We start from the raw sequence: 12,501 nt of genomic DNA on the forward strand, positions 1-12,501 counted from the left end.
CGGGACGAACCTGAGTAGTTGGCGCGCGTGACTGGTGAACGGTACTCGTGTTTGTACTTTCTCCGGCTTCTACTCTGGCCGCAGGTATAGAACGCAGCCTGTGTCCCTCGAACGCCGTCGGGTGCAGGCAATCGGAAGAATCGGGTCTCACCGTGCAAAACAGTCTCTCCCAGTCCTATGTGCGTCCCCAGTCAGCTGCCGGGCCGAACTCCCTGAGTCCTGTCGCATCCCTCGCCAGCGCTCCCAGGCCGGATACGGCTGGCCCTGAAGAGCGGACGCCATCCTACTTTGTGGGCCGCAGCAACGTCACCCGCACCATTCTCGGCCGCCTGGCATCCGGCGGAGGAGCAGGATGCATCTTGGTGGGGGAAGCAGGAAGCGGCAAGACCGCACTGATCCACCACGTACTGCGCCAGTGCAGCCCCGACACGTATGTGGTCCATGTCCGCGGATCGGCCTTCTCCGGCCGGACCCCCTTCGGCGCCCTCACCTTCCTCCTCTCGGACCTGGAACCGGAGATTGCCACGCACCCGGTACTGATCCTTCGCGGACTCACCCGGTTGATCCAGGAACGTGCTCAGGGACGTGCCGTCCTGCTGGCCGTGGACAACGGGGAAGACCTGGATGAGTTCTCCGCCATGGCACTTAGCCAAATGGTCCTTAGCCGCACGGCAGGACTCCTGGCCTGTTTCCGCGACTTCAGCCGGGCACCGGCCGAATTCGCCGGGCTCTGGCGCGAGGGCATCCTGTCACGGGTCGATCTGGACCCCCTGAATCTGGCGGAGACGGCGGAACTGATGTCGGCTGCACTGGACGGCCCCGTCTCGGGTTCCGCCGTCGCCCACCTGCACCGTTCCACCGGCGGCAACCCCCATCTGCTCCAGCTGGGCTGCGAGGACTACCGTGACTCGGGCAAGCTCCGCCTCAGCGGAAGCGTCTGGGTTCTTGACCGCGCCAAGGCGGCACCCGCGGGCCGTGTGGCTGAAACAGTGCTCAACCAGCTGGGCACGCTGACGGACAGCCAGCTGGCACTGGTGCAAACGGTCGCGCTGGCAGGGTCCCTGCCCCTGGCAGCAGCACTGCACAGCGTCGCGTCCGATGAAGTGGACACCCTGCAGGAACGGGGAATTCTTGCCCTCGAACAGGGGAGCATCCCGCGGATCATGATCTCCGACAAGGTACTGGTCTCCGCCCTGCGCTCTTCAGCGGACACAGCCACACGGGCGAAACTGCTGCATCAGTTGCGGGACGTTGCCGCGGCTGCGGTGCCGGCCGGCGAAACCCCGGCCGCCGGTACGGACCCGCTGGCGGCGGTTCTGGACCCTGCACGGCTGGCATTGTGGCGGCTCGACGCCGGAGAGTCCCCCGACCTGGAGTCCGCTGTGGAGGCGGCACAAAGTGCCAACGCTGCGGGGGACTTCCGGGGCGCCATCCGCATCATCACCGCCTGTGAGAATTACGCCAACAGCCCGGGAGCCGTCCTTGAGCTGATGTCTGCCCACATGGCACTGGAAGACTACGCTGCGGCGGTCGCAGTATTGGGTGCCTGCCGGGCCCGCAGCGGCGGCGCGGCACCGCGGGAAGAGGTGCTGCTGCTGATTGCGGAGAACAGGGTACTCTGCATGGCTGCCACCGGCGCGTTGTCCGCCACGGTGTCCGCAGCAGTGCTTCCTTCCGGGGCTGCCAAGAAACACGAAGAGCTGCTGGCCAAAGCCGAACAGCGGGTGGCCGCGATCAGCAGTGCCGGAACCGTCAGCCGCAGCGAGGCCGCAGAGCTGAAGCGCAGGCTGGTCCTGGCACGGGCCGAGTGCAACTCCACACACGGGCGGTTCCTCGAAAACGCCGCCTTCCTCGCACCGCTGCAAGCTGAGGCAGCTTCCCAGGACAAGACCTACCGCGTCCTCACAGGCTCCTGGCTCTGCGAGGCGCTGGGGATGACAAACCGGCAGGATGAGGCAGCCGAAGTCTCCCGGGAGGTGGAGCGGCTGCTGGGCGATTCCGGAATCAGCATGGCCCACCGTACCCGTGCCTTCGCCCGGATTGTCCACGTCCACCTGGCCATTGGAGCGTTGGACAGCGCCCGCCGCCTGCTGCAGCAGCCGTCCGCGAACGGCCAGGCAGAGTTGTTTCCGGGGCTGCTCGGCGAAATTTCCGAGGGCATACTGCACGCCTATGCCGGAGAGCCGGCGCCCGCGCTGCGCTGTCTGGTCCCCGCCGTCGCGCAGCTGCGGCTGAGCGGACCGGCATCCCTGCTGCCGCTGGCCACGTCCGCAGCCGCCTATTGCCTTGCCCTGCAAAAGGACCGCGAGAATGCCGAGGCCTACCTGCAGCTCCGAGCCAAGGCGGGCGACGGCGGTCCCTGGAGCTTGCGCCGCGCCGCACGTCATTTCGCTGCCCTCGCCAACGGTGCGCTTGGCTCCCCGCAGGCTGCCGGCCGGTTCCTTGAGCTGGCCGGCCACGACCATCGAAGGGGAGCGTACTCATACGAGCTGCTGTCGCTGCTCAACGCCGCCCGGCTGGGGGATCTGGAGAACCTTGACCGGATTCTGACCGTTGCCGCACATCAGCAGGGTTCGTTTCCCCGGATGTGCGAGGTCTATGCCAAAGGCGTGGGTTGTTTCGACGCTCAGCTGCTGATCCAGGCCAGTGAGCTGGGGAAGGCCGCCGGGCATGTGCTCTTCGCCTCCGAGGCGTCGGAACGTGCGCTCGCCGTGGCGTCGGGAGCGGGAGACCGTGCAACGGTGAGGCTGATTCACCGCAGCCGCCGCGGGCCCGACGTCGCCGCCTTTGAAGGTTCCGACTCCGCCGACGAGTACCTCAGCGCCCTGACCTTCCGGGAACGGTCGATCGCCCGGATGGCCGCCGCGGGAACGAGCAATAAAGCCATTGCCGCTGATTTGAACATCTCGGTGCGAACCGTGGAGGGTCACTTGTACCAGGTCTATTCCAAGCTCCACGTCGGCAGCAGGCGTGAACTGGCCAAAGTCATCGCTGAAAAATCGGCGGTACGGCCATGATCCCCGGAGCGATTCCCGGACCAGGGCGGGCACCGGCGCTGTTCGGCAGGGACCGCGAGCTTGCGGAAATCACTTCCCGGCTGCTCGAGCCGGGGCTGCGCGGCGCCGTGGTTATTGGAGAAGGGGGAATGGGAAAGTCTGCACTGGCAGATCAGGTCCTGGAACGGTTGAACGGAATCGTCACGCCGTCCTTCATCCACGGCAGCCCCGTTTTGTCCCGGTTGCCCTACGGGGTGCTCTCCGCGTATCTCGAAACCGCCGGACCGGAGGATATGGAGTCACCGCTTGCAGTGCTTCGGACCATCCGCCGCCATTTCCGCAAGCTCAGCGAGGTGGGAAGCGGGCAGCCGCTGCTGGTCATCGACGACGCCCAGTTCCTCGATGAAGCCAGCGCCCACGTGGTGACGCAGCTGGCCATGTCCGGGGAGCTGAGGCTCCTGATCCTTGCGCAGCCGCGTGCCCGACACATCCATGAACTGCTGTCCCTGGCCCGGGACGGGCTGCTGGCGCGCATTGACCTGGGGGCACTGTCCCGGGACGCGGTTCACGAAGTCTGTGAAGGTGTCCTTGACGGACCCGTGCTCCGGGCCTCCAGTGCCGTGCTGGCAACGTTATCCGGCGGTAATCCCCTCTATCTCAAGGCGTTGCTCGCCCAGTCACGCCGGCTCGGCCACCTCGCCGAAGGCAACGGCGCATGGTTCCTGCGCCGCGAACCGGACGGACTGGACTCCGCCGTGATTGACCGGGTGAAGAGCCAACTGCTTACCCGGAGTCCTGAAGAGCGCGACACCCTGGAGACCCTCGCCCTGGCCCAGCCCCTGCAGCGTTCGGTGCTGGCGGCAGTCTGCGGCCCGGCCCCGGTCCACGCCCTGCTGGCTGACGGGATTCTGTGCGCCGTGCAGGGGCCGGCTGAAATGCTCCGGCTGGCCCAGCCCCTTCACGCTGACGTGATCCGGTCCCTGGTGCCGGCTGTGCGCAGTGCGGCAATCCGTACAAAGGTGCTGGACTGCCTGCCGGACCGCGAGGGGGCAGAGGCCGGTGATCCGTCCGTAAAGACGGCCTGGCTGCGCCGGCTGGAATGGGCCCTTGACTGCGGTGAAGGGATCCCCGACGCGGAGCTGCTGCAGGCGGCACGGGCAGCGAACGACGACGGCCAGTGGCCTTTGGCGGTCCGCTTCGGCTCCGCCGTCCGCGACGGCTCCTGCCTCGCGGCGGCACGGGTGGAAACCGCAGCTGCGTTGATGGAAACCGGGGGCTTCGCCCAGGCCGGTGACCTGCTGGAAGGCATGCTGGAACCGGGACAACCAACCCTGGCCCAGGATGAAGAAACCCTCACCCGTGCGGTGCTGGCCACCGTCCGTCTGGACAACCGGTCGGGGCTGAACGAAGGGGAGCTGATGGCTCTTGCTTCCACCTGGGTTGCGGCCGCCGGCGAATTGTCAGCCAGGCTCGGCGGTACCGGGAAGCCGCCGGCTTCGGTTGAGGACGGGGCTGAGGTGCTTCGCGTTCTGGCGCTCATGGCGGCGGGGAACTATCCCGAGGCACGGGACCGGCTCACCGAACTAACGAAAGCTCCGCAGCCTCAGGCCTCCGGGCTGCCGGCACTGGTGGCCGCGGTCTCCCACGGGCTGCTGGCGGAACTCCTGGTGTCGGAAGGGCGGATCAGCAGCGCGCTGGTGCACTCGGGCACGGCGCTGGATCTGATCAAACGCCTGGGTGGTCTGCTGCAGGCATACTGCGGTGCCATGCTGGTGCGTCACGCCCAGGCACTGCTGCACGGAGGACGCTTCAGTGAACTCGAACGCGTTCTGGCGGCCAAGCTGGAGGGCACCACCAAGCACCTGATCGCGCACGGCGGCACCCTGGGCGTCTTCGAGGGAGCGTTGGAGATTCACCAGGGCCGGTTGCGGGAAGGGCTTCAAAGCCTGCATCCGGCAGTGGAAGCCCTGCGGATTTCCGACCCGGAAAAACTCCTGCCCTATGCCCTGGGGCTTGCCGGCTATGCCTCCACCGTGGTGGGGGACCAGGACCAGACAGCCCGGTATGCCAAGGAACTTAGCAGCCTTGCCAGCACCGGGTCCCGGCCGCTGTGGCTGGTGAGCCAGGCATATGCGGCTGCGGCGTTGGCGTCATCCGAACCGGATGCCCGCGTTCCGGCAACACTGGCGGAAATCGCTGAACAGGCCCGGACTGAGGGTCTGCTGGCGGCGGAAAAGGACATCCTGGCACTGTGCCTCGCCGTGGGGGACCTGTCCCAGGCATCCCGGCTGCAGGAGGTCAGTGCGGCCTTTGAAGGCGGTGAGGCGCAGGCATTGAACGCCTATGCCGGTGCGGTGGCTTCCGGCAACCCGGATCTCATGGTTGCGGCAGCGGATGAAGCAGTGCGCCACCGCAAATACCTCCTTGCCGTGGAGAGCATCGGGCACGCCATCAGGTTCTACGGCACGCACGGCAACCTGCGCCGGCAACGGGCCCTGATCCAGCAACTGAGAAGGCGGCGCGGGGAGCTGGCGGGCGTGACCGTGTCCTACCTGAGCCCGTCCCTGCACCTGGTCCGGCTGACCCGCCGCGAGCATGAAATTGTCGATTTGCTGCTCGCCGGGGCCAGCACCCGGGACGTGGCGGCACACTTCACTCTCTCGCAGCGAACGGTCGAAGGCCATGTGTACCGCATCTACGTGAAGCTGGGTATCAGCCGCCGCGCAGATCTTGAAGCCGCCTACCGTGCACTGGAGCCGGGAACGAGTTCGGCGGCCCACGAATAGCTGCACCCGCAGACAGACGGACATCCTGCCGGCCCCGGATTCGCACTACCGGGGCCGGTTTTCTGCGTCCCCGGAACCATCCCCGGGCGTCCCTCCAAGTAGTGCTAGGTAAAGCTCCCGCAGAGGGCGAAGTCGCGCTGCGGACTCGAGTAGGCATTACTCGTGCCCGCCATTTGAGCCGCTCCTAGTCTTGGTTTTGTTGATTGGTTGTTGTTACCGGCTGCGCCTCTCTCAGCGCAGGTAGTGCGGATATTCCCAGCGGATACTGCCCACCTCCAGGCCCGTCTTGAACCAGTCATCCGGCGCCCCAGGCGCCGGCCCCCGAGCGGGGCCGACGGCGTCGAAGCCTCTTGAGACCAAGGCTTCCCCCCAGCCGCCGTCGGCCCTTTCGGAAGATTTCGCAGCGTCTAGGAGAGTCTCGGATGACAGATGTCAAAGTTGCTGGGCCGAGACCGATCCAGGCCCCGCCTGCACCCTTCACCTTCCCCAGTTACAAGAGCTCCGGCGCCACGGCCCTGGCCACCGGTGACAGAGCCCGCTGGGTTAGCAGGTACCGCAGAATCCTCTTGGCCTTTGACCTGGCGGCTGTAACGCTGGCCGTGGCAGTGGCCCACCTGGCGCGGTTCGGGGTGGCACCGGAATTCATGTCCGGCGGCGGCCCCAGCGTCAACATCTCCTACGTCGCCGTGTCCGCCGGCATCTGGGCGGCCTGGCTGCTGGCCCTGGCGGTCTACCGGACCCGTGACCCGCGGATACTCGGAACCGGGGTGGACGAGTACAAGCGTGTCATCAACTCCACGGTCATCCTGATGGGGCTGATTGCTGTGTTCTGCCTCGTGTTCCAGGTGGACATCTCCCGCGGGTACTTCGCACTCGCCTTCCCTATTGGTTTGGGCGGCCTGATCCTTTGTCGATTCATCCTCCGGCTGTGGCTGGCAGACCAGCGGGCCAAAGGCCGGTACCTGTCCACAGTCATCATTCTGGGACGGCCCAAGGACGTCAGATATGTGGCAGCACAGATTCAACGCCAGAAAGGATCGGGATACCGGGTCATCGGTGCAGCGCTAACCAGTCCCGGGCACTGCGAGGTGGGAGGCAGCGGCAACCAGATCCCCGTGATCGCCGACCGGAACACCGTAGTGGACGCCGTGCGGCGCCTGCGGGCGGACGCCGTCATTGTGGCAGGCCGTATGAAGGGCCACAGCGCCTACGTGCAGGAACTGGGCTGGCAGCTGGAGGAATCGGCCACCCAGCTGATTCTCACTACCGGCCTGACCAACGTGGCGGGTCCGCGAATCCATACCCGCCCCGTTGAAGGCCTTCCCCTGATGCATGTGGAACTGCCGCAGTACGCCGGCGGAAAGCATGTCCTCAAGCGCGGACTGGACATGCTGCTTTCCGGTGCCGCGCTGCTGGTGCTGATTCCGGTCTTCGCGGTGTTGGCCCTGCTCATCCACAGGGACAGCCCCGGGCCCGTGATTTTTCGGCAGGAGCGGGTGGGCCGCGGCGGCGAACCGTTCGAAATGCTCAAGTTCCGGTCCATGGTGCAGACAGCCGAGGATGACCTGGCCGGACTCCTGGACCGCAACGAAGGCGCCGGCCTGCTCTTCAAAATGCAGCACGATCCACGCGTTACCAGCGTTGGGCGGTGGATGCGGAAGTACTCCCTCGATGAGCTGCCGCAGCTGTGGAACGTCTTCCTGGGACACATGTCCCTGGTCGGTCCCCGGCCGCCGCTCCCGCGTGAAGTGGCCCAGTACGACGGCGCCGTCCGCCGGCGGCTCTACATCAAGCCCGGCCTGACCGGCATGTGGCAGATCAACGGACGGTCGGAACTCGACTGGAAGGACGGAGTGCGGCTGGACCTGTACTACGTCGAAAACTGGTCGCTTGCCGGCGACCTCATCATTCTCTGGCGCACGGTGCAAATGCTCCGCCGCCCAGTGGGCGCATATTAGCCCGATCCGATCCGGCTTCGGCTGGTCTCATCTCTACAGAAAGCGGTAATCATGAAATCTCTAGTCACAGGCGCCGGCGGGTTTATTGGCGGTCATCTCGTAGCCAAACTGATTAGCGAGGGTCACGAGGTGCGTGCTGTCGACTGCAAGCCGCTGGATGAGTGGTACCAGATCCATGAGGGTGCCGAGAATATCCAGGGGGACTGTTCACTGCTTGAGACAGCCCGAGAAGTCGCGAGTGGAATGCAGCACGTCTACAACCTGGCAGCAGACATGGGTGGAATGGGGTTCATCGAGAACAACAAGGCACTGTGCATGCTCACTGTGCTGACCAGCACCCACATGCTGATGGCCGCCCGTGATGCCGGCGCGGAACGTTTCTTCTACAGCAGCTCGGCGTGCGTCTACGCAGCGGACCACCAGACAAGTGCCGACGTCGTGGCGCTCAAGGAAGAAGACGCCTATCCGGCGCAGCCGGAAGACGGCTACGGCTGGGAGAAGCTCTTCACCGAGCGTATGTGCCGTCACTTCCAGGAGGACTACGGCCTCCAGACCCGGGTGGCTCGCTTCCACAATGTTTACGGCCCTGAGGGCACCTGGGAAGGCGGGCGGGAAAAGGCCCCGGCCGCGCTGTGCCGGAAGTTCGCCATGGCCTCGCTCACCGGTGATTTGGATCTGGAGATTTGGGGTGACGGCGAGCAGACGCGCAGCTTCATGTACATCGACGACTGCGTGCGCGGAATCCTCGAAATCATGAATGGCGATTCGTCGGAACCGGTAAACCTGGGATCGGCGGAACTGGTTTCCATTAACGAGATGGCGGACCTGCTGGAACAGATCTCCGGGACCGTCGTTGACCGCCGGTACAAACTGGATGCACCGCAGGGAGTCCGCGGCCGCAACAGTGACAACACCCTGTTCCACTCCATCTACGGATGGGAGCCGTCCATTTCCCTGCATGAAGGGCTGGAACGGACCTACGAGTGGATTCAGGATCAAGTCAAAGCACAAAGGGCCTAAGCCATGCGGATCCAGGTTCATGACTTCTCCGGTCATCCGTTCCAGGCGGAGCTCTCCCGGGAGCTGGCTGCGCGCGGACACAACGTAGACCACGTGTACTCCACCCAGTACGGCAGCGGGAAAGGCCTGCTGGAACGTACGGCGGCGGATCCAGAACAGCTGGGTTTTTCACCTCTCACGACAAAACGGCCGTTCCAAAAGTACAGTGCGGCGGGCCGCATCCGTTTTGAACGGGCTTATGCGGCAACCTGGCTGGAACACACTGAACAGACGGCCCCGGATTGTGTGGTCGCCTGCAACGTGCCGCTCTTCGCTTTGGCCGCTTTCAAGCGCGCAGCTGCCCGCCGAAAGCAGCCCTGGCTGCTCTGGCACCAGGATCTGTTCAGCAACGCCATCTCCGAGGAGCTTGGCCGCAGGCTCCCCGCACCGGCTGCGCTGGTCGGGCGTGCCGCCGTGCGCAGGATTGAGGCCGGCGTCGTCATCGGGGCCAGACAGGTCGTGGCGATTGGGGAGGAGTTCCGTCAGGCCTACCGGGAGTGGGGGCTAACCACTGATCACGTCACGGTGATTCCCAACTGGGCTCCCATCGACGAAATCACGCCCCGGGCCCGGGACAACGAGTGGGCAGGCCTGCACCTGCCGGCCGGTGAGGAGCTGCGCCTCCTGTACGCGGGCACCCTGGGCCGGAAGCACAATCCGCTGCTCTTGGCCGCGCTCCTGCGGGAAGCGCTTGCAGCAGGCTTGCCGGCACGGCTCATTGTGGCGTCCGAGGGCGAGGGCATTGACATGCTGAGGGAGGACCTTGCCCGGGAACCGGAGCTTCCCGTCACCCTGCTGCCGTTCCAGGCTGCGGCAGACCTGCCGGACATGCTGGGATCGGCTGATGTTCTCGTGACCATTTTGGAACCGGAAGCCTCCCGATTCTCCATCCCCAGCAAGGTGCTCTCCTCCCTGGCCGCCGGTCGTCCGGTGCTGGGGTTAATGCCTGAAGACAACCCGGCGGCAGCTGACATCTTGGCTGCTGCAGGGTTTGTTGGCCCGCCCACGGACTTCGGAGTAGCGGCAGCGGTGGGCTGGCTTCGCCGTCTTCATGCCGACCCTGCAGCCGCACGGGCTGCGGGAATGCAGGGACGGAAGCTGGCGGAAAGCCGTTTCGGCATCGGACCCATTGCGGACCGCTTCGAAACCGTTCTCCGCAAAGTGGTTCCCGGACCCTCGGCGCTGTCCAGGGTACGGCCGGCGCACGCCGCTGCCGGCTTCCGCGTTTTCCCGGGAAAGGCTTCCTGATGCTGCAGCACGATCGGAGTACGGCGCCGCGAACGGGGAAGCAGCAGATCGGCAATTCACCGGGGGACGTTCCGCAGCCAACCCGCCGGCGTCGTCCTCCGGTGATCGACTTGTCACGCGCCCCGGGTGCCGGGGAAGCGTGGGGCAGGCCACGCGCCGTGGTGTATCTGTGGTCAGCCTGCGAACTCCTGTTCGTCACCAACCCGTGGCAGATCAGTTCGCGGCTGCGGGTGTCCGTGCTCCGTGCCTTCGGTGCTGAGATCGCCGAGGGCGTCATCTTTCGGCCGCGGACCCGGGTGAAGTCGCCGTGGAAGCTGCACATCGGTGAGCGCACCTGGATAGGCGAGGGCGTCTGGTTCCACAACCAGGACCATGTCTATGTGGGAGCGGACGTCGTGATCTCGCAGGAAACCTTCCTGACAACGGGCAGCCACCGGGTGCGGACGGACATGGGCCTGATTACCAGTCCCATCCGGATTGGCGACGGGGCATGGCTCACCTCCCGGTGCATGGTGCTGGGAGGATCGCAGATCGGAGAGTCTGCCGTGGTGCAGCCGATGACCGTTGTTAAGGGCACCATCGAACCTAACCGCGTGTATGGAAACCCGGTGCAGCCCGGGGAGCTGGGGGAGCGGTTCACTGAGGAAACGGGTGGCACCGGCGCTGACGGGTCCGGGCCGCAGGGATGAATCCGGTGCCGTGCCCCGGCCTACCCCGCTGGGGTGAGGCCCTTGATCTTCTCATCCAGCATGGGAAGCAGCTTGGCGGCAAGGTACGCGTGCCCGGCGTCGGTTGGGTGGATGCCGTCAGCGCCGATCAATCCTTCTTCCGGTCCGGCAAACCAGCCTTCCTCAAGGGCGTCGATGTACTGCACGTTTTCTTCCTCCGCGGCCCGGGCCATGATCACGTTGTTAGCCGCGATGAAATCCGGAACATCTGCATCCACCCATACCGGTCCAATCACCACTACCTGAGCCTGCGGGGCGATGTTCTGGATGTCGGAGTACAGCGACTTGGCAGCCTGGTACATGGCCGCCTCAGTCTGCCGACCGTCGTTGCGGCTGCCGAAGACCACCACCACGTCAGCCGTGGGGCGCAGGCGGAGGGTTGCCGTTTCACGGAAGACCAGATCCGTGGAACCACGGGCCAGATAGCCCGAGCCCGGGAGGGCCATGACATTCATGTCCACCTGCTGTCCGCGGGCGTTGAAACGGCTGCCAATCAGCTTGGTCCAGTTGGTCGCCCCTTTGCCGCCCTGGGCCGAACCGGCAACGTAGGAGTCTCCCACGATGTCGATCTGCGGAACCTTTGCGGTGAGGGTGGCGCCCGTCGAGTTCGTGTCGGTCGGCCGTTGAGATCCGTTCGCTTCAGCCGACTGGGAGAGCGCGTAGACCGTGAGCAGGCCGGCTGCGGCAAGCAGGGCAAGAAAACCCAGTACTGTGGGCCACCTGCGGCGGGAACGGGAGGTGCGGCGAACTTCGCGGCGATGTGTGGGCATTAACAAAGGATAACCGAGCGGTCTCAAATTGAATGCTCTGCCAAAACAATAAGATTACCTGCTTCAGGGGGGAAAGTACGTGAACAAAATACCTGTTTCCGTGTTGATTCAAACAAAGAACGAGGAAAAAGGAATTACCAGCTGTCTGGCTGCTTTGACGGAATTTGACGAGGTAATTGTTGTTGATTCCAATAGCACAGACCGCACAGCGGAACTCGCAAGGGAAGCCGGTGCCACGGTCATCAACTTCACCTGGAACGGCAAGTTCCCGCAGAAGAAGCAATGGCAGCTTGAACAGGTGCAGACCCGCAACGAGTGGCTGCTCATGCTTGACGCCGATGAGTTTCCCACTCCGGAGTTGGTTCGGGAACTCAGGAGCATTGCGGAGGATTCCGCAGAGGAACGGGTGGCCTTCGACCTTCCAGTGGCCTATCACTTCGCCGGAACCGGCCTCAGGTACGGGCACCGGGTGGTCAAGCGCTCGTTCTTGCGCCGCGGGCGCAACGCCTTCCGCAACATCGACCTGCTCCATCTGCCCGGCATGGGCGAGGTGGAGGCACATTACCAGCCTGAACCGTCCGGTCCCGTGGGACGAACATCGGCACTCTTGGTTCACAATGACATGGACCCGGTGCGGACCTGGTTCGACCGCCATAACCGCTACTCCGATTGGGAGGCGTACATCCGGACGCATCCGGAAACCCGCGGCAGCGTCCGAGAGTCCAAGAGCAGTCAGGGCAGGCGCTTCGACGCCGTCCCGTTGAAACCGCTGGTGTTCTTCCTCTACAGCTATGTGCTGCGCAGGGGGTTCCTGGACGGGAGGGCGGGCTTTGACTACGCGCTGGCGCTGTCTGCGTACTACTGGCAGATCGGCCTGAAGAGCAGGGAACTGCAGCGGGTGCAGATCAGCAGCGGGGCAGCGGGCGAAGACCGTGGCTAGGGCTCCGAAACCGGTC

8 protein-coding genes are annotated in these 12,501 nt (G+C 65.0%); 7 read left to right on the forward strand and 1 reads right to left on the reverse strand.

Annotated elements, in window-relative coordinates; all coding sequences use genetic code 11:
- Positions 1–152: 152 nt before the first annotated feature.
- The 6 genes from KG104_RS05060 (at position 153) to KG104_RS05085 (ending at position 10,736) form a co-directional block, all read left to right on the forward strand.
- A complete protein-coding gene (locus KG104_RS05060; RefSeq protein ID WP_207347451.1) occupies positions 153–3,017 on the forward strand; it encodes a helix-turn-helix transcriptional regulator in 2,865 nt (954 codons plus the stop codon).
- Entirely contained in the window at positions 3,014–5,782 is a 2,769-nt protein-coding gene (locus KG104_RS05065; protein WP_207347452.1) for a LuxR family transcriptional regulator, read from the forward strand. The genes KG104_RS05060 and KG104_RS05065 overlap by 4 nt, the downstream gene beginning before the upstream one ends.
- 422 nt (positions 5,783–6,204) lie before the next feature.
- Positions 6,205–7,740: a sugar transferase gene (locus KG104_RS05070; RefSeq protein WP_207347453.1), complete on the forward strand. Its 1,536-nt coding sequence runs from the start codon at positions 6,205–6,207 to the stop codon at positions 7,738–7,740.
- 51 nt (positions 7,741–7,791) lie between these two features.
- Complete coding sequence (locus KG104_RS05075) at positions 7,792–8,760, forward strand: NAD-dependent epimerase/dehydratase family protein (protein ID WP_207347454.1); 969 nt, start codon at positions 7,792–7,794, stop codon at positions 8,758–8,760.
- A 3-nt stretch (positions 8,761–8,763) separates the two neighbouring features.
- A complete protein-coding gene (locus tag KG104_RS05080) occupies positions 8,764–10,047 on the forward strand; it encodes a glycosyltransferase (RefSeq protein ID WP_104055225.1) in 1,284 nt (427 codons plus the stop codon).
- Complete coding sequence (locus KG104_RS05085; RefSeq protein ID WP_237686988.1) at positions 10,047–10,736, forward strand: LbetaH domain-containing protein; 690 nt, start codon at positions 10,047–10,049, stop codon at positions 10,734–10,736. Before KG104_RS05080 ends, KG104_RS05085 begins: the two co-directional genes overlap by 1 nt.
- A gap of 20 nt (positions 10,737–10,756) precedes the next feature.
- Here KG104_RS05085 and KG104_RS05090 read toward each other — a convergent pair whose 3' ends face one another.
- Complete coding sequence (locus tag KG104_RS05090) at positions 10,757–11,545, reverse strand: SGNH/GDSL hydrolase family protein (RefSeq protein ID WP_207347455.1); 789 nt, start codon at positions 11,543–11,545, stop codon at positions 10,757–10,759.
- A gap of 100 nt (positions 11,546–11,645) precedes the next feature.
- On the opposite strand from KG104_RS05090, the gene KG104_RS05095 reads away from it, so the two are divergent.
- Positions 11,646–12,485, forward strand: a complete 840-nt coding sequence (locus tag KG104_RS05095) for a glycosyltransferase family 2 protein (RefSeq protein ID WP_237688672.1) — start codon at positions 11,646–11,648, stop codon at positions 12,483–12,485.
- Positions 12,486–12,501 lie beyond the last annotated feature (16 nt).

This window comes from Arthrobacter sunyaminii, from assembly GCF_018866305.1.
In the GTDB taxonomy this organism is placed as follows: domain Bacteria; phylum Actinomycetota; class Actinomycetes; order Actinomycetales; family Micrococcaceae; genus Arthrobacter_B; species Arthrobacter_B sunyaminii.